This window comes from Halapricum desulfuricans, from assembly GCF_017094525.1.
In the GTDB taxonomy this organism is placed as follows: Archaea; Halobacteriota; Halobacteria; order Halobacteriales; family Haloarculaceae; genus Halapricum; species Halapricum desulfuricans.
Genome location: NZ_CP064788.1, coordinates 175,922 through 199,372, shown reverse-complemented (window position 1 = coordinate 199,372; position 23,451 = coordinate 175,922). Strand labels below are relative to the sequence as shown.

Below are 23,451 nucleotides of genomic sequence, written 5' to 3'. Positions count from 1 at the left end.
ACAGACCGATGATAATTGCGTTGAGCAACACGGGAAACGCAGAATCGATTGGATAATTGCTAGTCGTTGCGACTGATCATCTCGACTTTGGAAGATGTGGACGCATTCTGACTTGCAGATCCGTTTTCGCCGATCGAAGGCTGGGTCACGTTTCCGCCCGGCGGTTGCATCCCGCCATTGCCTGGCAACGTGGTTCCACCGTCGTCGCCCAGTCGTCCGACCGCGGTTTCGCTCACGGTTCCGGTCACGAGGAAGTCCGCGACGTTGCCGATCAACACGTTGTTGTCGGCGCGATACGCGTTCTCGGGTTGCAGGAAGCTCGTGTCGCCCACGACGGAGATGTTCCCGGAGACGGCGGCGACCCCGTAGGCGTCGGCTCGCTGGGTCGTCGAGAGTTCGGTCTCCCCTCCGGTGACCAGTGCCGGGCCGGTTCCGGACTGGCCGATCGGCGCGGCACCGCGGAAGACGGCGCGCTCGACGCCCTTAGTTAGCGAGGACGAGCCTGCCGGTTCGGCGAAGATACTCAGGTAGTTCTGATCGTTCCTGACGACGTTATACAGGTAGCCGGTCTCCTGATAGATCCCGACGGCCGAGCCGAGGTCCGCGACGCCGCGTGCCTCGCCGGGATCGGCACCGACGAAGACCCGGCCACCCGCGTCAGCGAAGGCGGTCACCGTCTCCCGCTCAGTCGTCGAGAGGGCGGTCGGAGCAGTCGTGAGGAACGCGTCGGCATCCGTCAGATCGTCCGCGAGCGTTGGGGTGTCACCGAACGAGCCGCTTCCCGCGGAACCGGTGTAGAATTCCACCTCGTGTCCGTTGGACACGAGCGTCGAGAGCAGCGTTGTAACTGCTCGTTCACGGCCTGCGGCCGAACCGGTCGTGATCGCTCTATCGACGCCCTGGAGTGGGATTCCATCCAGTACCGAACTGCTACTACTCGACGGAGTTCCGAGGTGGACGACAACTGTCTTCGATGCTCCGGTGCTCGCCATTTCGATCGCTCCGCCTTCGGTCGCTCCGTCAGGCTGGACGTTGTCGAGTTGCCACTGATCTGTCTCGATGTCGGGCTGTTCGGGCGTCTCCTCGGCGAGAACGTATCCGGCAACTGTGACGGCACCGACCGTCAGCAGCAGTACAGAGACGAAAACACCGACAGCGGTCATATAGCGGTTCATTCTCCGTCACCTCCGGTCTCGGGAGCGCGATCACGGACCGGCTGACCGGTCCTATCGCTCGATAGATATTCGCCCGAGTGATAGACGACCTCGATGTCGTCGCCGACGGCGCGATCGACGAACTGGGGGGCAACAGCCAGGACCAGTTGTCGGCTCAGGCCGTCATCCGTCCGGACGGTTACGACAGCGTCGCTTTCAGCATCGCCGATCGGCAGACTACCCAGAAGGTTCCCCTGCTGTTCCATATCCCGGGTCTCGACCGTGTATGAGTCGAGACCGGCCTGGTCGGCGACGTCGGCGATCGCGTCATCGACGAAGCCGAGTTCGTCGGCGAAGCCGTTCTCGACGGCTTCCGTGCCCAGGTAGACCTTCGCTCTGGAGACCTCCGTGCGACTCAACTCGATCTCGTCGCCACGCTGTGTCATCACACTCTCGATGAACAATTCCGCGAGGATCTCCCGGTTCTCCCTGGCTTCGTCAGGGTGGAACCCGCCTTTGTTCGGCCCGGTGTCGCCGGCCGAGGGCTGTAGCGACTGTGGTGCGGCTCCGGTCACGCCGACGCTGCCGATCGCCTGTGCCGAGGGGGCGACGTAGATCTCGTCGGCCGGGACCATCGAGAGATACGCGCCCGAGGCACCAAGCGTATCGACGGTGGCGATCACCGGCATCTCCTCGCTCGTCCGCTCGACCGCGGCGTAGATCCGTTCGCTTTGAGCAGGAAGGCCGCCCCCACTCTCAACGTCGAGGACCACACCCTTGATCGAGTTGTTGTGCCGCGCGTCCCGGAGTTGCCGCTCGACGAACTGGGCGGTCGGCTCATCGATCGTCCCGGAGAGTTCGACCACGGCGACGGTTCCCTCTGGCCCGGTCACCGAACTGTACACCTGTGGTGCGAGTACGGCACCCGTACCGACCGCAAGGATCACGACGAGGGCCAATTGCCCCCGTCTCGATCTGAGTGGACCAATGGGCATGCACCTGCGTGTTCTTCCGTTGCACACAAGACAGGTGCCGCACTGTTTCTGGCTCGGAATCACTTTGCCGGGGACAATGCCGATCACCAGTGAGGCGGAACCGGAGACTTGCCGAAACGGATAGCCCGGGACAGTACCGCGAAAATATGCAGCCTACGGAGCCGAATTGCCGACGCTGAAACACTGAACTGCGTTTTACCTGTGTCCCCACTCATGGACCGGCCCGAATCAACCGCCGAGAGCAACCCTACCCGCCCGGGATAGGACCCAGAAAGTGCCGGAACAGGGCGGTCGGGAGGACTGGTATTCCCCCGACCGCCCGATCTGGCGTGAGGAGCAGATTCGTCAACACCCACAGATTATATAGCGCCACAGCAAACAGAAAGTAACTCAGCTTTGCACGTTGAAGTGGTAGCGTGACGTAGGCAGTGGCAAAGACAGATGATGCTGATTACGGACTTCCTGTCGTGTACGCACGTGTTCGACGAGTTCGACTCGTTGTCACCGGCACAACGCCGTCACGCGAAAACCTACGCCACAGGTCTTGGTGCTTTTGTGGACAGTTGCTGGCTGTGAAACAAGTGCCGGTACAAGCGATACTACCCACATTGTTTTGCACGGGACTACACCGACAGGGTGTCGGAACGCTCACACACGGGAAGGCGGGGATATGCGCTCGTATCCCTATCGCTCACGTGTCTCGGTTGAGCGGTTCGTGGTGAAGTGTTTCGTGCTCGTTGAAGACGACGACAGCCAGCTTCGGTTCCGTGTCGGCCGTGACGCTCGTCTCATCGCCGGCGGTCACCTCGTCGGTGTCGGAATCCCAGGGACGCAATCCATCGGTCGCCGGTTCGACGACCACGTCAACGCGGTCGGCGTCAAGTGTGTCGCCACCGGCGTGGGTGAACGTTACGACGCCGCCCTTGCCGTCGTCGGCCGATTCATATGTGACCTCGAACGTCGCCTGCGGTGGGATCACGTGCTCCATCACGGTTCGGGTCTCGTCGCCGGCAGCCCACTCGACAGCGACTGACGTGCCGGCGGACAGGTCGCCGAGCGACAGTGTCTCCCCGCCAGTTAGTCGATCCGTCTCGTCAGTGGGCTGGTTTGTCGCGGGCTCGCCGTCGATCAGGACCCGGAACGCGTCGGCGTCACGGCGAACCTCGCCGACGTAGCGGAGGGTCGTCCCAGACGCCTCGTTGTCGCCCCCATCGTCGACGACGAATCCGCGACGGGGTGTCGCCGAGAAGTGAGCGACGGAGCTGGTCGCCGCACCGTTCTCGAACTCGGTGTGGACACTGACGACCACGGTGTTGTCGAGCCCGACGTCGTCGACCGTGATCGCGTCCCCTGCCGTTAATTCGTCGTATTCGGCCGCAAACGCTGACTCCCGATCTAGTTCTCGCCCTCGGGATTTACCAGTACCGGTCACCGATACGCGCAGCCGCTCGGGGTCGGCGGGCTGCTCGCCGACGTACTCGATCGTCATGGCCTCGGTGTCGACATCGTAAGTGGCTGCGACTGCGTCGCGTGCCGTGGTCGTTCCGCCGAGGTAATGCTCGTCCTCGCCACCGGTCCACACAAGTCGTACCCGCGAGAGTGGCGGAACCGGAGCGGTAAACGAGTCATCGGGGCCGAACTCGTCGAGTTTGTCCGCGGGCTGGACATCGGTTGGCGCCCGACCGGCCTGTAGCTCCAGCTCCGAAGCGGGAAGCGTCCGACCGCCTCGATGCTGGACGGTAATCTCGCCGGCGTCTGGGTCGTACTCTATTGATGCGTGAGTGTTTGGCACGACTTCTTCTTCGGAGATAACGACCGGTTCGTTCGGCTCGTGCCACTCGACTGCGACCGTACTCCCCAGTGGGAGTTCGCCGAGTACCAATTCCTCGTCGCCCGAGAGAGTGTCGTACTCGTCGGCGAACTGCAGGTCGGTTGGTTCTCCGTTGACCAGCGTCACGAACGCGTCAGCAGGGCGAGACTCTTCTCCGTCGTATCTCACTGTAGTCCCTTCCTCGGCGCGCGAGCTGATCCAAACGCTCGGGGGGCGGGCACGGTAATGGACGAGCGAACCGCCGTCCGGCGGTTGCTCGACGTCGAACTCCAGTCGAACACTGTCGCCAACAGACACGTCCCTGACGGTGACAGAATCGCCGGGTTCGAGCGTTCCGTCGACGAATTCGTCTCCAACTGTTCGGACGCCGCTCTCACCGCGGTGGACCAGCCGAAGGTTGCTCGCGTCGGCGGAGCGCTCGGCCTCGTAGGTGAGCTCCAGTGTCTCGGCTGTCATGTCGTAGTTGAAGGCGAACGCCTCGCGGTCGACCCGTTCGCTGGCGTACGTGTCGTAAACGTTCGCATCGGGGTCGAACCACCGTAGCGTGACGGTCGCGATCAGCCCGGTCTCGACAGTGATTTCGTCGCCTGCCGTGAATTCCTCCCCGTTGAGGACTGTATCGCTCACCTCCTCGCCGCTGTGCCATACCTCCAGCTCGTCGGCCGGCACCGCTTCGCCTTCGACGTGCTCAAACGTCACCGTTCCGGCTGCACGGTTGAACCGTGACTGTACTCGGGCGTCCGGTGATGCCTCGCGGTCGAACTCAGGCGGTGCCTCAACGACGGCATCGACGAGTACGAGTCCGTCAGTTCGTGTGATATCAGTTTCGACCGGAACGGCGGGATCGACGGTACGCACGAGTCGCTCGACGGTCTCGTCGTCGAGCCCGTCAGCACCATCAACCGCACGGATCACGTATGCGTTCTCTACCGTTCCTTCTATGTCTCTGAGGTCCTCGGGATTGGTCTCGAAGCCGACGGCGAATGCGTCCACGTTGTCGGGAACCCTGGACAGAAACGGACCACTATCGGCGTCCGGAATCAAAAGCACTGTTTCGAATCCCCCAAGCCGAGAGAGAGCGGCCGCGCCCAGCGGCGATGCAGCAAACCGGTCAGCCTCGCCTGCGGCCGCACGGCCGGCTTCGCGGACGGTTTCGATCCGCTGGTCGCTCACGTCGTCTCCCGACGGGGTCGAACGACCGCGAGGACTCGACGAAGATGTACTGCCGATCGCAGCGGCCGCCACGCCGTCCCCGGTGACGAGTGCAATCTCACCGTCGTCGGTGAGCCGCCAGCCGGCAGGGAGTTCGTCCGTCGTCTCGGCTTCCGTGGAGGGGCCGTCGTTCGACTCGCCGCCGGTAGTCCCGTTCCTCTCACCGACCGCGAGCGTCTCGCCGTGATCGAGCCGGTCGAAGCCGCCAGCGGCCGTCACCAGTCGGATCCCACGATCGGCCGGCATGACCGCAACTGTCGCAGACAGTTCGTCGACATCGATGTCGAGCTGCTCGGTCGTGGAGCGAGCACGGTAGCTCAGCTCCTCTGCCGTGTCAGCGTCAACGCGCTCTGCGATGAGCGTTGCATACGTTGTCGATAGCGCGTCCTCTGCTGGAACTGGGAGAAATGCGTCGGCGAACGGTGCCGAAATGTCGAGGTCGGCCAGCGTCTCAGCCGATCGGCTGGAAGCGTGTACGTTGGTTGCAGGGTTAAAAACTCCAGTCAGCGCTGCAAGTGTCAGGGCGCTTCCTTCAAGGAAGCCCCGGCGGGAGGGTCGTACCATACACGAGGATTTCGACGCTACGCATAAAAAGAACCGATAACCCAAATCACCGTTGTAGTCACCACATGTCGGCCACCCCCGTTATGCCATCGTTGTGCTGGGTACGGGTCATGCCGGTGGCTATACCATTTCGAAATGATCTGGCACGCCGTTGTGCCAGATATCTGTACGAACGCCATCCGTTCTAGTTTAGCGATTCAGGTCACCGCCGCTCGGTGATCATATATCGCTGATGCTACCAGTCTGAGGAACCCGGTGGGAAATGTGACTTACTCACAACCGGATTCATACTGCCGGCTGTAAGTTCGTAAAGATATTCGCCACCCCGGGGTGGCGAATTCCTTCAGTTTGTTACAGCCGGCAGTATCAGTAGTTGTTGAGTGAATTCAAAGAGCGTTTCCCTCCGATGAGTTGCGCAAGCGCGCTCGCACAACGAATCCCGAGCGTGCGCTTGATCGTGTGGTTCGAGAACGGGGACTTCTCGTTGCACTACCACGAAGAGCACCGGGATAGCGAGTTCGACCGCCGATGGGATCGGTATCCCTCGGATCACAACACACGTGACCACGTTCACCCCGGTCCGGACGCGCCGACACCCGGCGACGACATCTCACATCCGGCGGAGTGGCGCGACGTGCTGTCGATGGTTCTCGGCGAGGTCGAAGCTCGACAGCGAGCTTTCTGGACGGAGTGAGTTCGCGTCAGATTTGCTCACGTCGTCGGAGACTGTGACGGACCAGCAGGAGAAACGCACACAACTCGGCTCGTCTACGGGACTCGGCGAAACGGAACGCGACGTTGTAGTGACGTGTCCACGCCGAGAGCGTCCCGACGACCTGGTTCGGGTGGATGTCCCGCCACGCCATACACCCCCGGTTCCGGAGGAGAGTTTCCCAGGATGTCTCTACGACGACCGCGAGAGGGTGTGGCCACTCGGCGGCCCGCCGTAACTCGTCACTGAATCGGTCTCGCTCCCACGTGAGTGCGGTGAGAAAGTCGTGGCCAGACTTGCGTTCGACCGCGAACCGTGGGTGATAGGTGTCCGATTCGGGATCGTGCGTACAGGCAGTCGGGACGGTGTAGTCCCCGGTCGAGAGTGTTACGTCACGCGTCTCGACTGCACACCCGTCGAACGTCCAGGGCCGCTGTTCGCGGGTGTCTCGTAGTATCGTCGTGGGGAGCGAGTTCGCGTGTCGTATCTCGTCCATGATCGCGTCTGGGGCCGGTATCGGAGATAAACCCTCGCAGCAAGAGAGGATAGCGGGAATCAGAATCCGGCCTTCTCCAGTTCGTCCAGGAACGCCGGCCGGTTAGAGTGTGTGTCTTTCAGGAAATCGACGAACTCTTCGAACCGCGCTTCGGGGACCAACCCCTGCATCTCTTCTAAACGGAAAGCAGCGCGAGTTCCCCGCCCCACCGTGGGCGGGGGTGAAGCGCGTACGCTCCGCTGCACAATCCATATCTTCAAGTTGCTGTCGAACCATATTTACAGTACGGGAGCCACGGTATCCGCCTCGCAAAACACCGCAAGGTTGCGCCGGGCTTCAAGTGTGTCGGGCAGTGGTGAAGCCGCCGACCTCCACGGACACACCACCCACGGCGGCAACAGGCGACCCCTGTTGCGGTGGGATTCGCGGTGTGTTCGGGTGTTACTGCTCCCACACGACCCATCTGGGAAGTGCGGAGGGAATTAAATTCGCCTGCCGCCGTTACGCTCCCTGTTGGGAGAGGCCAAACGGCGAAGCCTCGCGCCACCGTGCGCGGGGTACTTCACGTGGTCGGCGATCTCTCGGTAGTGTCGTCGGCCGGTGTCGTCAGCGGCAAACGGGACGAGCAGTTCCCGGTAGAGTTCGAAGTACTCGACCGGCGCCGTGGTTGCGACCGGGTCACGGTACTCGTCCATATCCCGGTCTTCGTAGAGGTCGGCGGCAAGCCAGCGAAGGGTACAGGGTGACCGGAAGGTATGGATCCCGTCTTCGATCACTTCGATTGCCCGGCTTTCGTTGCCCTCGTCGATCAGCCGTCGGGCATACTCTTCGCAGAAGCGCTTGCTCTCGAGGTAGATTTCCTCGTAGAGTTGCGAAAGGGCGTCTTCGTCGCCGAGTTCCTCGAGGATGTAAACGTAGGTCGAGAATATCCGTCGCTTCTGGAGTGACGACGATATCTCCGTGTCGGTCGTTCCTGATTCGGTCGGTTCGACGCTAGCGGTGTGTTTCTCGACGGTCGTCGGTTCATCGACGCGTAACTCCTCGAACGCGTCACCGACGAAGTACTCGAATTGCAGTGTCTCAACGGCCAAGTGTTCGACGTCAAGCGCTCCACTGGTGAAATCGTCGGTGCTGAGCGGACCATCGGTGAAATCGGATGCGTAGAGAACGTCGTCCGTCCGCTCGGGGTGGTCTGTGGAATCGTCGTCGCTCGCTGATCCGTCGGATGTATCGACGCTGTCCGCAGTTACATCTCGTCGGTCGTCCGCTTTCGAGGCCAACTCTCCCGAGAGCACTGCATCGGGCGTGACACCGGACACGTGGGCGTCAAGTTGCTCCAGCCAGTATGCGAGGTCCGCGTCCTCCGTGCAGAGCATTCGGAGTGCGTCGTCGTAGTAGTCGCTGGCGAAGCCGTGGTCTGCCCTGACGAACTCCGCACAGAGATACTGGATGTACGACTGCTTTCGCTCGTGGTCGAACTCTTGTTCTGCGACCGTCTCTGCATATGCCTCGATAGCGCGTTCCAGCTCGCGGCCGTAGTGCCCGCTGCTGTCGTCGACCTGGTCCAGATTCTCGCGTATCGCCTCGGAAACCGCTCGATAGATATCCGTCGCCGTCTCGACGTGGCCCCGTTCTCGATGTGTCTCCGCGAGGTCGGTGTACTGCGAGAAGTCGATGTGCGTGTCGTGTTCGACCATCCCTCGGCGACTGACAGCGTCATCGAACAGTCGATCGATCTCCTGCTTGTAGTCGTACACCGTCTTGCCCGTGTCCTCGCCGACGAACGCGACGAACCGGTCACGGATATCCTGATCCTCTGCAACGATGTCCAGCAGAAACGTTCGGAGGTCCTCCGCATTTGTCTGCTCGACCAACGATTCGATGTCGACCGTTTCATCTCGTTCGGGATCAGTGTCACTCATCGTCTCGGTGTCTCGATCATCGACAGCGAGCAGGACCGCGACGATGTGTTTGCAGTCACCTGCGTAGTCGTATGGGCAACTACAGTGGGTACGGATGGTATCGTCCACGATATCGATAGCGACGTCGTAGTAGCTGGAACCGCGAACAGTAGCTCTGATCTCGTCACCGTCAACCTCCAGTTCCTGCACCCGATCCTGGTGGTAATAGTTGACACCGCGTTCGAACGACTGTTCGGTACAGAGAGACCGAATTTCCTCGCGGGCCGGGTAGTCCATGCTGTGTGTATGCCTACTGTGGTACGTCCCGAAAACGTGACGCTGTCTCATCATTAGGGCTTGGTCGCAATGTCTCTCAGCCCAATCGGCCGCCCTCGCCGTTCCAGTAGTGCCAGTCGTCGACTGCCTCTCGAGTGTCCTGATCCACGTCGAGTACTTCGAGTTGTGACAACGGGACACCGAACTCCCTGTCCATCCACTCCACGAGGACGAACATCTCACGACTACTGACGACCTCATCCGTCATCCCGACGACAGGCACTTCTTCGCCCTCGTGCAGGGGCGAGATCGTTCGCCCCTCGATACACCGCGCCTGAAACGGGAACGTCATCTCGCGTTCGAGGTGATAGCACCAGCTGATCGCCCGCTCGCTTGTGGTGTAGGCGTCGGTGAGTACTTCCCTCCGAATTCGCTTGTTTCGCTCTTGCTCTGTCTCCTGTGTCATGGTCGCTTCTCCCTGACGATCGCAGCCGTGTCGGTCGACGTGATCACGTCGCCGTCGAGCACCTCGTCGAGTCTGTCTGGTTCGTAGACCTCCTTGACGATGCAGTAGTAGTGCGAGGGCGTCCCGAAGTCGTAGATGAGGCTGAGTCTGTCGCCCTCTCGGAGTCGGGCCCGTTCGGCGACGTCCGCGATCGTCATCTCGCTCGCTCTCGTGTACGTCCGGTCGCCCGCTTCCTCGTACTGGTGGTCGGGCAGGACGTTGAGACTGGACTCCAGGTACTCGTCTTCGAGGCCGTACATCCGGAGGTGGAAGTCGTCGAGCGTCGTGATCCGACACACGAGTCTGTCCAGTTCCGCCATCGTCGTCTCCGGTCTGACGACGATATCGTACCACTCCTCGCGTGCACGCCCTTTTTGCTTCCACCGGAGGCGATACCCGACAGTACCGATCTGCTCGGACAGGTCGTCAGGGTCCCGGTCGTTCTCCACTGCTTCACGCGTGTTCGACCAGCAGTACGAGCAGATCTCGTCAGGTGCATCGCCCTCGAATCCTACTTTGTCGATGTCGTGGTGGGAGGCAAACTCCGCAAACGGGACTCGCTTGTCTCCTGGATGGCGGTTCCCTCGACTACACATCTTCTCGCCGGGACCACTGAGCCCGAGTGAGAAGCGAGAGTCCGTCTCCGATTGATCGGCGTCCATATCGATGATGTGCGCGACCGTTCCGGTTCCGATCTCGATGACGAATCTGTCTGTTAGCTCACTCATTGTTGATCACCGGTACTGGATGTAGATGCCATAGTCGCGATACAGGTCGTGGAACGCGACGAACCGTTGTCGAGAGACCGCTTTCGACTCGTCTGGCTCTACTCGACGGTCGTGCTCTTCGAGAAGGTGGGTTTTCTCCTCGCCGGGGAACGGAAACGAGACGCCGGAAGTCGTCGTGAACTCGTCGTACTGAACGGGTCTGAAAAACAGCACGACACCCGGCTCTGCGGTTCGGCTGAGATTGACGTCCAACAGCGTCTGTTCTTCGCGACCGTCGAGCAGATCGGTTACGGTCAGACGGGGCCCTGAGTCGCTGATGGATTCGACCTCGAACAGCGAGGGCTCGGCGTCGACGGTGGCTTCGAGAATCTCCCGTTCGGTTTCGCTCTCCCAGCGCTCCGCTTCGAGGTATCGCTCCGCCGCGGTGGCCCCGTCCCGGCGGTATTCGTACAGCGCGAACTCGAAGTGGGCCGCCATCTGTGACTCGAACTCGTAGGCCAGGTTCAGTCCGTCGAATTCGATGTCCAACTCGGACGCGGTTTCTACGATCAGTTCCCGGTCAGAGTACGCCTCGAGGATGTCGCTGTTCAATTGCGTCCCGACTTCCCGATAGGTCTTGTACTGGTCTACATCGGCCATTACGGGACTGTATGTCAGGACAGTATCAATACTTTCCGATGCCGAGCGTTCGACGAGATCAGGGATCGTAGTGGTAAATGTAGGGATGGTCGACGGCGTCCTCGGGCATAATGGAAGACAACGCCTCGGCGAGTGCGTCCTCGGTGGGCGCGGTCGCGACGACCTGACCGTCGTAGATGGCGACGTAGGCTTCCCGCAGGTCAAGATCGCGGAATTCGCGCCCGAGTCTCCGTGCCTGTGCCTTCCCCATCTGCTCGTGATAGATTCGCTCTAGTTCGTCGCTCCGGCTTCTGAGTTGTTCGATCTCGTCGGCGAAGCGTTCGCGGTTCTCCTCGTTCTTCGTGTAGAAGCGGAGGCGCTCGGCGTCGCTCGTCCCCGAGCCCTCGCCTGGAGGAAGCGACTCGACGATTCCGTGGCTGTGTTTGGCTTCCCCGTACGCCGTCTCGATGTCCATGTCGAGGAGGTCGAGCATCATCGGACCGAGTGGTTCGGACAGCAGCCACCCGTCGTGGACGATTTCGCCCTCGAACGGGAGCAACACCAGGTCGTTCAGTATCACTGGCAGCACTGGCTCCGGGAACTGCTGCTCGAACGGGTCGTGGATCGCGGTCACGGCGAACGCTTGCGGCGCTTCGGGTTCGACGAAAATGGTATCGTCGTCGCGGTGTTCGACGACGGCGGCGAACTCACAGAACTCGTAGTCACGCCATTCTCTGAGCACTTCCAGCTCGGACTCGGACAGCCCCGCAGGGTTCTCGGCGACGAAGTCCGCGATGAGCGACTCGGCATCTTCCTCGTATAGCCGTTCGCGAATTGGATAGATTTCGTCCATAAACGCCTCGCTGAACTCCTCGTAAGTGTCGATTCCGCTGACAACGTCGAACCGATCGTTGACGTAGACGAGGAGCCGACCGTACAGTTCAAGGAAGCGTTCGGCCTGTTCAGTATCCAGCACCGACGGACTGTCGTCGTCGCCCGGTCCAGTACCGAGATCGATGTCGGACTCCTCCAGTTCCGTGAGGAGGATATCGAGGGCTTCCTGGGCTTCTTCGGGCGTCGTATCGAGATCTGCGAAGAGCGTGTCCCGCTCGGGAACGACCGCCTCGCCGTCCAGCGCTTCCAGAACTTCCTCGATCGCCGCCGTCTGTTCGGGAGAGAGTGATTCGATCGCCTCGTCGACAACAGCCAACTCTTCGGAGACCGCTTCGAGTTCGGCAGGAGCGATATCGAGACCTTCTGGCAGGTCTACATCCTCGTACTCGTCAGGGTTATTGTTCATACCGAAGAGATATTCGGCGATACACACAAACTTTTATAGAACAATATCGGTGAACTCCCAGTCGTCGGGTAACTGCCGGGCGAGCCCACAGTCGACGACGACAGCCCGCAGTCGGTCCCGAACAACAGGGTCCCAGTCGAAGCCATCCGCGTGAAATTCGGGCAATAGCGATCCCCAATCCCAGTGGTCACTCGTATCGGGCGGGTAGCCGTCGTCGATTCGCCCGAGAAGATGGAGAATCTGGGCCGGGTCCGTGACGATACCCGCAGCAAACAGGGCTTCGACGAGGTCCGTCGCAGCGTGCTGGTCGGCGTGCATCGCGTGTTCGATAGCTGTGCTCACCCAGATTTCGTACTCTCCGTCGACCAGTGTCTCGATGGTGTCTTCGAACGGGTGGTCCGGATGGCCGATACCCCAGCCGTAGCTCATCGAATCGATCCAGGGGTGCTGGTCGCCAGGGTGGCGGTGGAACTCCAACAGATAGTCGAGTGCGTCGGCTGGAGCCGCTCTGACACCGTCGGCACGGCGTGTTCGAACCAGTTGCTTGCCAGTGACAGTCGCGAGCACGTGGCTGACGTGTGGGTACTCCTCGAAATCACCTCGCTCAGCGCCACCGAAGTCCTCGTGTTCGGGATAGGTCTCGAAGTCGTACGTGGCGTCGGGCCAGTAGGCCTCCAGCACGTCCAGCAACCACGACCATCCTTCCCGCTTGACGAACGGTTCGAGACTCCCGACCACTGGGCCATAGAACACGCGGTGAAACCCCCAGTACTCTCCGTCCTCGCCCTTTGCCCACTCTTCGGAGAGATGGCGTTCGTACTGTGCGAGGGCCTGATAGACAGCCATTTCCTCGCCCCGCTGTGCCTGGTCGATGGCGTCCGTCAGTTCGTGGCTGGCGTTTCGTTTGACTCTCCGTGCCGTTTCGCGTCGTTGCTTCCTGATCTCGGCCCTGCGCTCCTCGAACCACTCATCGTCCCGGGTAGGTTCGTCGTCCGGACCATCGTGCAGGCGCAGGCTCGACAGCGTTTCGAACTCCGCACCGCAGTCCTCGCAGGTGTGGGGCATCGTCTATACCGTTCTGATTTTCAGTAGCATTTGGTAGCATTCACCCATAATCGGGAGCACTGGCGAGTACGTGCCGTGTCACACTACCGCTGGGCGTCCGCTCGCCCGTGTTACTACCGTGATTGTGTGGCAGTCCACCCGTGTCTGTCCCGCTCCGTTTCACAGTGAGTGACGGAGCACGGTACTGGGACAGGTGGGTCTGACGACCGCTCGCCTGATCCTGTTGGTCGGTCGCGGACTGAACGCCAGAAACGGCAAGCGTTTCTGAGGCTCGCGAAGCCTCGCTCCGCTCACCGCCAGTAGAACGGGCACCTCGCAGTGATGGAAAACTGGCGTGCTTCCCCACCTCCATATAGGCGGCAGGGTTCGCCTCCTCCATCTTGGAGCCGTCGAGGTGCTTCCGACCGACGTTCACCGCCCCAACTACGTCGCGGTCGCACTCGTACCCACACTCAGGACAGTGAAAGTGCCCGCCGTGACGGCACTCAGTGTGGTTGTCTGGTGCTTTCACCGTCTGCCCACGTTCGCCACATCGCGGACAGTGTCGGCTCGTTCCCCACGGGTTCACCGTCTCGAAGTCGATCCCCACCAACTCGGCTTTGTATCCGACGCGATCGAGGAGTTCGCCGCGAGCCCACGAGGAGATCGACCACGCAACTGAACCGCTCGTCTCTGGTGCGTCGATTTGCCCGAGTGACTCGAACACGATGGTTTCACAGCCGTACTCTATCGCCAGCCACACCAACTGGTTCGCTACGTCGTGCTGGATTTGCTCACGCAACCGCCGCTCTTTCCGCCGTGTCTGGCGGTACTCACTGAGCAAGTGGGTGAACCGTTCCGTGTGGGCAGTGCCCTGTCGACGGAGTGCTGCCAGTCGGTCGTTGATGCCCTCGGCGTCAGCCTTGAGACGGAACAGTTTGTCTTTGGCCGGATGGTCAAGAAACTGCGGTGGTGAAATCTGCTCGTGTGTCCTGTCGTCGCCGTTATCGAAGACGACCGCCGTGGCCTGTTTTTTCACGCCGAGGTCAACCGACAACACGCGGTCACTGACTGTCTCAGTGTCCTGGTCGGGTACAGCAACGGGCACGTCAAGTGTGTACCCATACTCGGAGGCATGGAGTGTGGGGGCTTTCACGTCTCCCGTGTCGAGCATCTCGCTGAACCGTGCGTGGGTCGGGAAGCGGATTTCGTGGTCTGTCCAGTCGTGGTAGCTGTCCGGCGAGAGTGAGTCCGGCGCGTTCACTACGAAGCAAAGGTCGCCGTCTTCAATCGATAGTTCGTGGATGTGGTAGTCGCCTGTGTCCGGTGCATACGGGAGTGTGCCGTTGGGATCGGGCGTCTCGACGAGTTCCGTGTACGCCTCGGGGAACCGTCCATGTGTGTCATAGTAGGTGTTGAGTTGGTCGACAACGGACTCCAAGACGCGCCATTCGATGTATGGCGACTCCTCGTCGTACAGTCGTGTGCGGAGTCTCTGCCACCCGATGCGTCGGATTTTGCGCTTGGCAACAGTTTCGGTCACGAACTGGAAGGCGTGGAACTCGTCGGTGTGGGCATCGAGAATGTGCGTGACGCGGTGGTAGACACACCGCTTGAATCGACTGTAGACGTATTCGTCGACGCTCTCGAAGGCGTCGTGGTCGTCGTCTCGAATGTAGGTGTAGGACTGGGCCGTCTGGTCACTGATGGCGTCAAGATGGTCGTCGCTCCAGTATTCATCAGCGAGCAGTCGCCGAGTGTGTTTTTCGACGAGCGTGGTGAGGCGGTCACACGCCTCGTGATACTCGTCGGGGACGTGGAATTGTTCGGTGAGCTGGGTCATTCGTCGTCTTCGGTGGCAGGTTCGTCAGTGCGGACGAGTTTAACCGTTGCACCGATCCAGTCTTTCGGGGCTGTGACGTGCGCGCCGCCACTCCCAAATGGTTTGACTTGCCGTTCAACGATTTCTTCGCCTTCAATCTCGTACCTGTCGCCCATACCATTCTATATGCTATACATATAGTTAAGCGTTCCGCTACGAAAGACTGCCGTATACTACCGAATACTACTGAATCTCGTAACAGTAACGCAACCCTCACTACATCACCGCCGCACATCAATCATTGTACCGCTCCTCGAGATCGTCGAGTGCCCGCCAGAACTGCTCGTCGTTGATCCGCGGCTCCGTCGTCGCCCGCTTCTTCAGCACGCCAGCGTACGTGTCGAACTGCTCGGGAGTCGGGTCGGTCGCGAGGACGCAGTCGGCGTAGCCGTCGAGTGCGGTCTGGATGGTCATCGCGTAGTGGTCGTGCGCGCCGTCGATCCAGTTATACTTCTCGTCAATCTCCTCGAACACCGCTCGGTAGACAGTCGCAGCGGCCAGATACCGCTCGCGGTCACGGTACTGTTCAGCAATCTCGAAAAATCGGGAGAAGTCAATCGCGTCGTACACGCCTGGGTCCGCGTGTTGCTCGAACAGTTGTGCGATCTCTTCACGGTACTCCTCGACCGAGCTGTGGTCGTCGCCAAAGCGTGCGAGAAACTGCTCGCGCAACTCCGGGTGTTCGGCGAGGGCGTCACGGACGAACCCACGCAGGTCGTCAGTCGATACGTCGTCGATGACTGTCTCGACACGCTCGCTCTCGTCTTGTGGCGGACTGGCAGCGATGTCCAGTAGTACCGCGACGACGTGCTTGCAGTCCCCGCCCCCGTCGTATGGACAGGTACACCGCGTGTCGATACTCCGCCCGCCGAATTCGACGGTCACGTCGTACAACTTCGAACCGCTGACGGTGGCCGTAACGAGTTCGCCAAATCGGTCGAGTTGCTGAATGCGTCCCTCGTCACGGTAGTTGACTCCACGTTCGAACACCGCATCGGTGCTTCTGTTCTTGACCGTTTCCCTATCGACGTTCATGACTCGTCTTTCGACGCGGTCGTAGAATTCGATTTCGGTGCCGAATCGGTGGTTTGCCGGTTCGGATCGGCCAGCGCCATCGTGAGCGTCGCCGCGAGGCGCTTGTCAAGCGGTTCGTTCGCTCTGCCGCAGTGGGGCGACTGAATACATGCCAGACAGCCGTCCGATGGTCCTGAACGTTTTCAGTCGAGCAGTCGTACCTCCTGCTATGCCGTTTAGCGTCAGTTGGCACACCCTGCTCGAGGAACTTGACGAGTTGGACGACGGTGCCGAACTCATCACACCGCTCTCTCACGACAGGTTCCGGGTTACGGACGTTCAGGAACACCGCGTCGTCGTCACGTTCGGCGATACTGGAGAGCGTCGCCCGCTCCAGCGCGATCAGTTCGAGACCCTCTACCGACGTATTCAGGACTCGGACGACGAGTTCGATCTCGATCGGCTCCCGCCCGATGCCGACCCGTACCCGGCAGTACTGAGCCTGCATCCTCGATTCGAGGTCGACGAACAAGAGGGCGTTATCATCGAAAAAGAGGAGACGACCGATACGCAACTCCTGAGTGACGAATCGGCGTCTGCCGAGAGCGACCGTGTCGAGCCTGATGGACTCGACGTGTACTCCGATGCGCTCCTCCTCATCGACGCGCTGGAACGTCAGGACGTCTCCGATCTCACGGCGCTGGAGACGGATGCGCTGGTGAACCTCTACACGCTCTGTTCGGACGTCCAGCGGAACGCGAACGACTTCCGGCAGGACATCGCCGACGTGTTACTCGACCGTCTCCACCACGACCAACCAGTCCACGGCCAGTACGGCTCGGTCCAGCGAACGTCGCGCCGCAATCGATCGCTGAAAGACGAAGAGGAGGTACTAGCCACACTGGAAGACGCAGGGATCGACCGTGAGCGCGTCACGAGCGTCGATTCGAAGAAGGTGAACGAGGCACTGGAAGTGACTGAACTCTCGGAAACGGATATCTATGAGGTTGATGAAAGCGAATACGTCCGGAAGGCAGACGTAGACGAGGATGTCAAAGAGTCGCGACTCCAGGGATTGAAAGACCGGCTTGCGGCCAGTAGCGACACGGAGTCCGACGAGCTACGACAGGAGATCGAAGCCCTCGAGGAACGCATCGACGACCTCACCAGTTTCAGTACGGGAACACAGATGCAGGGGTAATCCGGATACGATGGTCTGTACAAGACTGGAAGTTCTGCCCGGAACAGACGTACAGCAACCACTATGGCCAGGACGGCAGTCGGCGTCCGCGCTCGGGGACGAGCGACAGGATTTATACGTGGGAGTGACCCACCCATAGGCATGTCAATCGAACCCGGCGATGGGGTGACCATCGACTACGTCGGTCGCCTCGATGACGGAACGATCTTCGACACCTCCCGGCGCGAGGTCGCTATCGAGGCCGGACTGGCCGAACCCGGCGATATCGAACCCGAGGAGTACGCCTCGCTGGCATTCACCGTCGGTGAAGGCGAGATCATCGAGGGGTTGGACGAGGCACTGGTCGGAATGGCCGAGGGAGAGACGGCGACGATAACCGTCCCGCCCGAGAAGGCCTATGGGGAGCACGAATCGGACCGCGTCAGGGAGTACGACCCGGAGACCTTCGAGGGGATGGTCGGCCAGCAGCCGGCGGTCGGCTTGCACGTCCACGCCCAGAACGGCCTGCACGGCGACGTCACTGCCGTCACCGAGGACGGCGTCGAGGTCGATTTCAACCACCAGCTCGCGGGCGAGACGCTTACCTTTGAGGTCGAAGTCCTCGAAGTTCGAGACTAGCGGCCTCCCGGCGCGCCGCGCAGTCTACCGGGCGGATGCCCCATCCCCTATTTTTATACAATTTAGTATTAAAACCAGTATATCTGTGTAGGGAGCAGGGTTTTTTGTACGCTCACGTTATCGCGTGATATGGGTACAAGCGAGGGAGAGCTGGAAGACGCCCTCATCGGCGTCGCGGATATACTGGACTCGCAGGCGGACTTCCAGGCCAAAACCGAGGAGGCACTCGAACTCGGAGCCGACGGGCTCGGCGTCGAACACGCGCATCTCACCCGGATCGTCCCCGAGCTCGGATACTGGGGGGTCATCGCCAGTACCGACCCGTCCGACGGCGCGTTCCCCGTCGGAGCGACGGCAGACCTGCAGGAGACGTTCTGCCGTCGGACAATCGATCGCGACGACACTGTCGCTCTCTACGACGCCCCGAACCAGGGCTGGGCGGACGACCCCGCGTACGAAACACACGGGGTAAGCTACCCATGACTAAAGTCAAGGGCTTTCCCCGTGGAGGTTTCCGCCCTCGCTTTATCAGCCGTCATGGGCGGGTTGCACGACGCCGTGGTTCTGTGCGACCGAACTGTTCTGTTCGGTCGCACGTACTCTCGCCGGGCTTTATCCGGCGAGGGGGCTGGCGTCAACACACCGCTTTCATTCAGCGTGGACTCGGACGCTTCACGCCGCCAGTATGGCGGTCGGAGCGGCGTCGTCGGCGTCCCGCTGTTCGGGGCCGGCCTACGGCGGCCCCTCTGAGGCGTCCGTTTTGGCCGCCCCAGAGTGAAGATTAATATATAAACTCAATCGTATTAAGTGTACTGATAGCGAAACCATCGCCGGCCAGAGCGCGGTGGTCGGCGGCGCATCCGACGCGCTTCCTCCCACGACTGAAGTCGTGGGGTTCCGCGCTGCACAACTATGAAAAGCTACATCGGGACTCCGTTGCGACTCGGCGACCGGCCGGTCGGGACGCTCTGTTTCGTCGACGAGAGGGCCCGCGACGATCCGTTCGACGAGGCCGCTGTGGCGTTTGCCGACTGGCTCGCCTCGACGCTGGCGTCGGAACTCCGGTTGCAGGAGCGGGAACTCGCGCTCGAGAGCTACGACCGTCTCGTCTCGATTTTCGCCCGCATCCTGCGACACAACCTCCGGAACGATCTGACGGTCGTTCGCGGTCACGTCGAGCGTCTCATCGAGGAACTGGACCGGCCGCACGATCCGCTGCAACTCGAGTCGACGCTCAAGCGGCTCATCGCGCTGACCGAGAAATCCCGGGAGTTGCGCCGGATCGCGGAAGAGGACTCCACGCTCGTCGAACAGTCCGTGCGAGCCGTCGTCGAGGAGAGTCGCACGGCCGTCGAATCGGAGTACCCCGAGGCGACGATCTCGACGCGGATCCCGGAGGAGTGTCACCTGCTCGCGTTTCCGACGCTGAAGACCGCGATACAGGAGTTGCTGGAGAACGCGGCGAAACACGGGGGAGAAGCGCCGACGTGTACGGTCACGGTCGAGACAGCGGCCGAAGCCGTGACGATCGAGGTCGCCGACGACGGGCCGGGACTTCCGGAGCACGAGCGACTGGCCCTGCGAGGCGAATCGGGCACCCATCTCTCTCACAGCACCGGCGTCGGGCTGTGGATCGTCTGGTGGATCGTCGACTCACACGACGGAACGGTACAGACGTCGGTCACGGCGTCGGGAACGCGTATCGCGCTGACGATCCCCCGCCCACCGATGAACCGACAGCTCGTCGGGACGGGACAGTCACAGTAGCGCCGGGACCGACAGCGGCCGGTCGGTCAGTGACGGTCGGCCGACCGTTCTCGATCGAGACCCGGTCACGATCAGAGAAGTCACGCCGGCGCGTGCCTAGATCACGCCGGTCACGCGCGCGGCCTCCCGTGCGGCCTCCTCGTTCATGCCGTTGCCCAGGATCGTGTAGCGGTCGCGGATCTCGTGGGCGCTGGTCAGCGCCTCGATCACCGTCGATTCGTCGATGCCCAGCCCCTCGGCCGTGGTCGGCGCGCCGATTCGCTCCAGCGCGTCGCGGATCTCGCGCCACATACCCTGTTCGCCGTCCTGGAGATAGGCGGTGATGATCGATCCGACGCCGACCTGATGGCCGTGCAGCGCCGCGTTCGGGACGAGTCGATCGAGTCGATGCGAGAAGAGATGTTCGGCCCCAGAGGCGGGTCGCGAGGAGCCGGCGATCGACATGGCGACCCCCGAGGAGACCAGCGCCTTGACGACGATCCAGGCCGACTCCTCCAGTCCAGGCTTGATCGAGTCGGCGTTCTCGACGAGCATCTCGGCGGTCATCTGGGAGAGCGCGCCGGCGTACTCGGAGTACTCGACGTTCTGCAGGCGACGCGCGAGGTTCCAGTCCCGGACAGCCGTGTAATTCGAGATGATATCGGCACAGCCGGCGGTCGTGAGCCGCCAGGGGGCGTCGGCGATGATCGCTGTGTCGGCCACGACCGCCAGCGGCGGCTCGGCGGCGACGCTGTGGCGGGTGTCCTTTTCGGGGACCGACCCCCGGCCCGAAACGATGCCGTCGTGGCTCGCCGCGGTCGGGACCGAGACGAACCCCTGCCCGCGGTGGTCGGCGGCCATCTTCGCGATGTCGATCGGCTTGCCGCCGCCGACGCCGACCAGAAAGCCCGCGTCGGCGTCGTCAGCGGCGTCGATGACGCGCTCGACCGCGTCGAAACTCGCCGTCTCGACGACGATCGTCTCGGGGTCGCGTCCGGCCGCCGCAAACAGTTCGGCGACGCGCTCGCCGGCGACCTCTCTGGGCGTCGGGCTGGTGACGATCAGCGGCCGCCCGGCGAGGTGGAGTTCCTCGACCGCCGTGACGGTGTCCTCGAGGACGCCGTGGCCGACGAGGACGTTCCGGGGCAGTCGGATCCAGATCGACTTCTGGAACATGAGGGAACATGCGCTCGCCGGTGGGATAACGGTTTGGTCGCCGCGCTGGGTCGGGAATGACTAGTCCAGCCGGCTCAGAACGTCGCGCTCAACGTCGCGGTGCGGTCCCCGGTCGCTGCCGTCCCGGTCGCTCCGGCGGTGTTCTTCGACGGTCGTCTCCAGCGCCGCCGCGTGCGGCGTCGACTGCCAGCCCAGCGACGCGAGTTTCTCGGTCGCCAGCAGGTGGGGACGGGACCGATAGAGCGGGAACCCGTCGGGCTCGAGGTCGGGCGTGAGTTCGCGCGCGCCGGCGTGGGTTGGCGTGACGTCGGCCCCGAGCGCCTCGGCGGCCAGCTCGATCAGTTCGCCCAGCGGCGGGGCGTGCCGGCCGGCGACGTTGTAGGCCTCGCCCGCGGTCCCGTTCTCGGCGACGATCCGCAGGGCGCTGGCGACGTCCTCGACGAAGACGAGATGGTGCAGGGAGCCGCCGTCGCCGGGGACGACGATCCGGTCGTGGGCGTCGATCCGGGCGAGCCAGTAGTCCAGTCGCTCGGTGTAGTCGTGCGGCCCGTAGACGATCGTCGGCCGGACGCTCATCGCTCGCACGCCGTCGGCGGCCGCCTCGAAGACCGCGCGATCGCCCTCTGCCTTGCGCTTGCCGTAGGTGGCGGCCGTGTCGTCGACCGCCTCCGCGTCGGTACACGACTCCAGTGCTGTCGCGCCCTCCCGCTTGGGGACGTCCTCGGCCGCGTAGGCGGCCCCGCTGGAGACAAAGACGTAGGCATCGACGTCCGCGAAAACGTCCGTCGCGACCCGGACGTCGCGGGGGTGGTAGGCGACCAGATCGACGACGATGTCGGGATCGACCTGTTCGGCGACCGCCTGCAGTTGGTCGTCCTCGCGGCGGTCACAGGTGACGTGCTCGACATGGGGATTATCGGCGAACGGGTTCGGGTGACGGCCGCGATTACAGAGCGTCACGTCGTATCCGTGTTCGAGAAACTCCGATACTGTCGCCCGGCCGATAAAGCGCGTCCCACCGATACACAGTACTGTCGGCATGGCCCTACGTGCGAGCGACGGGCTGAAAACTGTTGGGCGCGACAGGCCCCGGAACCGCAGGGGCTACTCGCGATAGGCCTCGATCGCCGCCCGGTACCCATCGCGGTAAGTCGGATAGGCGAACTCGTAGCCGAGAGCCCGGAGTTTCTCGTTGCTGACGCGCTTGTCGGCCCCGATCCAGTTCCGGGCCGCGTCCGACAGTTCGGGATCGTCAAGTCGCTCGCTGACGGTCCGTTTGGCCGGTTCGGGTTCGCCGCACTGCGCCGCCAGCCAGTCGGCGAAGGCCCACTTCTCGACCGGTTCGTCGTCGACGACGTTGACGACCTCGCGGCGGGCGTGCCCGCCTGCAAGCAGGAACCGGACCGCACCGGCGGCGTCGTCCCGGTGGACCATGTTCAGGTGTCCCTCGGTGACCGGCCCCTCGAGATATCGATCGAGACGGTAGCGATCGGGTCCGTACAGGCCGGCGAAGCGGGCGACCGTGCCGTCCGTGTCGTCGATCGGGCGCTGGCGGGCGATTGTCTCGGCCTCGGCCAGGACCTGCCCGCGTTCGGTCTCGGGGCCGATCGGCGTATCCTCGTCAACCCAGTCGCCGTCACGGTCGCCGTAGACGCCCGTGCTCGACGTGTAGACGATCCGGTCGGGGACTGTCTCGCGGCTACAGAAGTGGTCGATCGTCGCCCGGAGTCCCTCGACGTAGGTCTCGCGGGCGGCCTCGGCGTCGCGACCGCCGCTGGAGGCGGCAAAGACCACCCAGTCGGCGTCCGGCACGGCCGCGAGCGTCTCGGGTTCGGTGACGTCGGCCTTGACGGCCGTCGCGCCCGTCTCCTCGACGGCCCGAAGCCCCGATTCCGAGCGACGGACGCCGACGACCTCGTGATCGGGCTGGAGCTGTCGGACCAGCTCGCAACCGACGTAGCCACAGCCGAGGACGGCGACGCGAGTCACGGCGCCCCCTCCAGCAGGGAGTGAATGCGGGCGTATTCCTCGAGCGTAATCGGATGACGGCCCTCGACCTGTTGCTGGATCGTCTTCGGGTCGGTAGCGTCGAGCCGGGACGCGACGGCGTCAACGTCCATCACGGCCGTCGTCATCCCCATCAGCAGGATGTCACGGGCCTCGGCGGCGACCGTCTCGGCGTCCGGAAACTCCGCGGAGCGCGCGAGGACCGCGGCGGCCTCATCGAGTGTGATATCGGCGGCACGTTCGGCCACGTCCGGAGCGTCTGACGCCGTCGTCACACCGTCGGCGAGCGTCTCGACGGTCGCCGTCGAGAGGTCGGTCTCCGCGGCGACGATTTCGACCCCTTGCTCGTCGATCACGTCGCCCAGCACGTCCAGATACGCGACGAGCAACGCTTCGGGGTCGCGCTCGCCGGCGTCGGGAAATCGTCCCGTTAGCATGCACAGGGCTATGGGCCGGAGACACAAGTGTGTA

The 23,451-nt window shown here is 62.4% G+C and carries 21 protein-coding genes and 1 pseudogene; 5 read left to right on the top strand and 17 right to left on the bottom strand.

Features of this window, described 5'->3' with window-relative positions; translation table 11 throughout:
- Positions 1-59 precede the first annotated feature (59 nt).
- From HSR122_RS00985 to HSR122_RS00975, 3 genes are all read right to left on the bottom strand, one after another.
- A complete protein-coding gene (locus HSR122_RS00985) occupies positions 60-1,175 on the bottom strand; it encodes a hypothetical protein (RefSeq protein ID WP_229110802.1) in 1,116 nt (371 codons plus the stop codon).
- On the bottom strand, positions 1,172-2,047 hold the full coding sequence (locus tag HSR122_RS00980; RefSeq protein ID WP_229110801.1) for a S49 family peptidase: 876 nt from the start codon (positions 2,045-2,047) through the stop codon (positions 1,172-1,174). Before HSR122_RS00980 ends, HSR122_RS00985 begins: the two co-directional genes overlap by 4 nt.
- 793 nt (positions 2,048-2,840) lie before the next feature.
- Positions 2,841-5,756, bottom strand: a complete 2,916-nt coding sequence (locus tag HSR122_RS00975; protein WP_229110800.1) for a type IV pilin N-terminal domain-containing protein — start codon at positions 5,754-5,756, stop codon at positions 2,841-2,843.
- 454 nt (positions 5,757-6,210) lie between these two features.
- Between HSR122_RS00975 and HSR122_RS00970 the strand changes: the two are divergent.
- Positions 6,211-6,450, top strand: a pseudogene (locus HSR122_RS00970) (hypothetical protein); the annotation flags it as partial.
- Between the two features lie 7 nt (positions 6,451-6,457).
- Here the strand turns inward: HSR122_RS00970 and HSR122_RS00965 are convergent.
- The 10 genes from HSR122_RS00965 to HSR122_RS00920 all read right to left on the bottom strand — a co-directional run bounded on the left by HSR122_RS00965 (position 6,458) and on the right by HSR122_RS00920 (position 16,253).
- Positions 6,458-6,964: an ERCC4 domain-containing protein gene (locus HSR122_RS00965; protein ID WP_229110797.1), complete on the bottom strand. Its 507-nt coding sequence runs from the start codon at positions 6,962-6,964 to the stop codon at positions 6,458-6,460.
- Between the two features lie 482 nt (positions 6,965-7,446).
- Positions 7,447-9,162 (bottom strand): SWIM zinc finger family protein, encoded by a 1,716-nt coding sequence (locus tag HSR122_RS00960; RefSeq protein ID WP_229110796.1) that lies wholly within the window; start codon positions 9,160-9,162, stop codon positions 7,447-7,449.
- Between the two features lie 76 nt (positions 9,163-9,238).
- Positions 9,239-9,607: a calcium-binding protein gene (locus tag HSR122_RS00955; protein WP_229110795.1), complete on the bottom strand. Its 369-nt coding sequence runs from the start codon at positions 9,605-9,607 to the stop codon at positions 9,239-9,241.
- Positions 9,604-10,374, bottom strand: coding sequence for a hypothetical protein (locus HSR122_RS00950; RefSeq protein WP_229110793.1), 771 nt, complete (start codon positions 10,372-10,374; stop codon positions 9,604-9,606). Before HSR122_RS00950 ends, HSR122_RS00955 begins: the two co-directional genes overlap by 4 nt.
- 6 nt (positions 10,375-10,380) lie before the next feature.
- On the bottom strand, positions 10,381-11,013 hold the full coding sequence (locus tag HSR122_RS00945; protein WP_229110792.1) for a hypothetical protein: 633 nt from the start codon (positions 11,011-11,013) through the stop codon (positions 10,381-10,383).
- A gap of 58 nt (positions 11,014-11,071) precedes the next feature.
- Positions 11,072-12,292 (bottom strand): hypothetical protein, encoded by a 1,221-nt coding sequence (locus HSR122_RS00940; protein WP_229110791.1) that lies wholly within the window; start codon positions 12,290-12,292, stop codon positions 11,072-11,074.
- Positions 12,293-12,325: 33 nt separating this feature from the next.
- On the bottom strand, positions 12,326-13,357 hold the full coding sequence (locus HSR122_RS00935; RefSeq protein WP_229110789.1) for a hypothetical protein: 1,032 nt from the start codon (positions 13,355-13,357) through the stop codon (positions 12,326-12,328).
- 40 nt (positions 13,358-13,397) lie between these two features.
- The gene (locus HSR122_RS00930; protein WP_229110788.1) at positions 13,398-15,179 is read right to left on the bottom strand and encodes an RNA-guided endonuclease InsQ/TnpB family protein; all 1,782 of its coding nucleotides are present in this window, start codon (positions 15,177-15,179) and stop codon (positions 13,398-13,400) included.
- A complete protein-coding gene (locus tag HSR122_RS00925) occupies positions 15,176-15,334 on the bottom strand; it encodes a DUF2080 family transposase-associated protein (protein WP_229110785.1) in 159 nt (52 codons plus the stop codon). The genes HSR122_RS00930 and HSR122_RS00925 overlap by 4 nt, the downstream gene beginning before the upstream one ends.
- A 118-nt stretch (positions 15,335-15,452) precedes the next feature.
- Positions 15,453-16,253: an SWIM zinc finger family protein gene (locus HSR122_RS00920; RefSeq protein ID WP_229110784.1), complete on the bottom strand. Its 801-nt coding sequence runs from the start codon at positions 16,251-16,253 to the stop codon at positions 15,453-15,455.
- Between the two features lie 208 nt (positions 16,254-16,461).
- Here HSR122_RS00920 and HSR122_RS00915 point away from each other — a divergent pair, with 208 nt between their 5' ends.
- The 4 genes from HSR122_RS00915 to HSR122_RS00900 all read left to right on the top strand — a co-directional run bounded on the left by HSR122_RS00915 (position 16,462) and on the right by HSR122_RS00900 (position 19,818).
- A complete protein-coding gene (locus HSR122_RS00915; RefSeq protein WP_229110783.1) occupies positions 16,462-17,433 on the top strand; it encodes a DUF2800 domain-containing protein in 972 nt (323 codons plus the stop codon).
- Between the two features lie 141 nt (positions 17,434-17,574).
- Positions 17,575-18,051, top strand: coding sequence for an FKBP-type peptidyl-prolyl cis-trans isomerase (locus HSR122_RS00910; protein ID WP_229110782.1), 477 nt, complete (start codon positions 17,575-17,577; stop codon positions 18,049-18,051).
- Between the two features lie 129 nt (positions 18,052-18,180).
- Complete coding sequence (locus tag HSR122_RS00905) at positions 18,181-18,534, top strand: hypothetical protein (RefSeq protein ID WP_229110781.1); 354 nt, start codon at positions 18,181-18,183, stop codon at positions 18,532-18,534.
- Between the two features lie 429 nt (positions 18,535-18,963).
- A complete protein-coding gene (locus HSR122_RS00900) occupies positions 18,964-19,818 on the top strand; it encodes a GAF domain-containing sensor histidine kinase (protein ID WP_229110779.1) in 855 nt (284 codons plus the stop codon).
- A gap of 96 nt (positions 19,819-19,914) precedes the next feature.
- On the opposite strand, the gene HSR122_RS00895 is transcribed toward HSR122_RS00900, so the two are convergent.
- From HSR122_RS00895 to HSR122_RS00880, 4 genes are all read right to left on the bottom strand, one after another.
- On the bottom strand, positions 19,915-20,973 hold the full coding sequence (locus HSR122_RS00895; protein WP_229110778.1) for an NAD(P)-dependent glycerol-1-phosphate dehydrogenase: 1,059 nt from the start codon (positions 20,971-20,973) through the stop codon (positions 19,915-19,917).
- A gap of 60 nt (positions 20,974-21,033) precedes the next feature.
- On the bottom strand, positions 21,034-22,014 hold the full coding sequence (locus HSR122_RS00890) for an NAD-dependent epimerase/dehydratase family protein (protein WP_229110776.1): 981 nt from the start codon (positions 22,012-22,014) through the stop codon (positions 21,034-21,036).
- Positions 22,015-22,077: 63 nt separating this feature from the next.
- Complete coding sequence (locus HSR122_RS00885; protein WP_229110774.1) at positions 22,078-22,962, bottom strand: SDR family oxidoreductase; 885 nt, start codon at positions 22,960-22,962, stop codon at positions 22,078-22,080.
- Positions 22,959-23,417: a DUF5791 family protein gene (locus HSR122_RS00880; RefSeq protein ID WP_229110773.1), complete on the bottom strand. Its 459-nt coding sequence runs from the start codon at positions 23,415-23,417 to the stop codon at positions 22,959-22,961. Before HSR122_RS00880 ends, HSR122_RS00885 begins: the two co-directional genes overlap by 4 nt.
- Positions 23,418-23,451 lie beyond the last annotated feature (34 nt).

Excerpts from the sequence above, each read along its gene's own strand:
- HSR122_RS00985 (WP_229110802.1), bottom strand. The coding sequence starts at position 1,175 with ATGAACCGCTATATGACCGCTGTCGGTGTTTTCGTCTCTGTACTGCTG.
- HSR122_RS00975 (WP_229110800.1), bottom strand. The coding sequence starts at position 5,756 with ATGGTACGACCCTCCCGCCGGGGCTTCCTTGAAGGAAGCGCCCTGACA.
- HSR122_RS00965 (WP_229110797.1), bottom strand. The coding sequence starts at position 6,964 with ATGGACGAGATACGACACGCGAACTCGCTCCCCACGACGATACTACGA.
- HSR122_RS00960 (WP_229110796.1), bottom strand. The coding sequence starts at position 9,162 with ATGGACTACCCGGCCCGCGAGGAAATTCGGTCTCTCTGTACCGAACAG.
- HSR122_RS00955 (WP_229110795.1), bottom strand. The coding sequence starts at position 9,607 with ATGACACAGGAGACAGAGCAAGAGCGAAACAAGCGAATTCGGAGGGAA.
- HSR122_RS00950 (WP_229110793.1), bottom strand. The coding sequence starts at position 10,374 with ATGAGTGAGCTAACAGACAGATTCGTCATCGAGATCGGAACCGGAACG.
- HSR122_RS00945 (WP_229110792.1), bottom strand. The coding sequence starts at position 11,013 with ATGGCCGATGTAGACCAGTACAAGACCTATCGGGAAGTCGGGACGCAA.
- HSR122_RS00940 (WP_229110791.1), bottom strand. The coding sequence starts at position 12,292 with ATGAACAATAACCCTGACGAGTACGAGGATGTAGACCTGCCAGAAGGT.
- HSR122_RS00935 (WP_229110789.1), bottom strand. The coding sequence starts at position 13,357 with ATGCCCCACACCTGCGAGGACTGCGGTGCGGAGTTCGAAACGCTGTCG.
- HSR122_RS00930 (WP_229110788.1), bottom strand. The coding sequence starts at position 15,179 with ATGACCCAGCTCACCGAACAATTCCACGTCCCCGACGAGTATCACGAG.
- HSR122_RS00925 (WP_229110785.1), bottom strand. The coding sequence starts at position 15,334 with ATGGGCGACAGGTACGAGATTGAAGGCGAAGAAATCGTTGAACGGCAA.
- HSR122_RS00920 (WP_229110784.1), bottom strand. The coding sequence starts at position 16,253 with ATGAACGTCGATAGGGAAACGGTCAAGAACAGAAGCACCGATGCGGTG.
- HSR122_RS00915 (WP_229110783.1), top strand. The coding sequence starts at position 16,462 with ATGCCGTTTAGCGTCAGTTGGCACACCCTGCTCGAGGAACTTGACGAG.
- HSR122_RS00910 (WP_229110782.1), top strand. The coding sequence starts at position 17,575 with ATGTCAATCGAACCCGGCGATGGGGTGACCATCGACTACGTCGGTCGC.
- HSR122_RS00905 (WP_229110781.1), top strand. The coding sequence starts at position 18,181 with ATGGGTACAAGCGAGGGAGAGCTGGAAGACGCCCTCATCGGCGTCGCG.
- HSR122_RS00900 (WP_229110779.1), top strand. The coding sequence starts at position 18,964 with ATGAAAAGCTACATCGGGACTCCGTTGCGACTCGGCGACCGGCCGGTC.
- HSR122_RS00895 (WP_229110778.1), bottom strand. The coding sequence starts at position 20,973 with ATGTTCCAGAAGTCGATCTGGATCCGACTGCCCCGGAACGTCCTCGTC.
- HSR122_RS00890 (WP_229110776.1), bottom strand. The coding sequence starts at position 22,014 with ATGCCGACAGTACTGTGTATCGGTGGGACGCGCTTTATCGGCCGGGCG.
- HSR122_RS00880 (WP_229110773.1), bottom strand. The coding sequence starts at position 23,417 with ATGCTAACGGGACGATTTCCCGACGCCGGCGAGCGCGACCCCGAAGCG.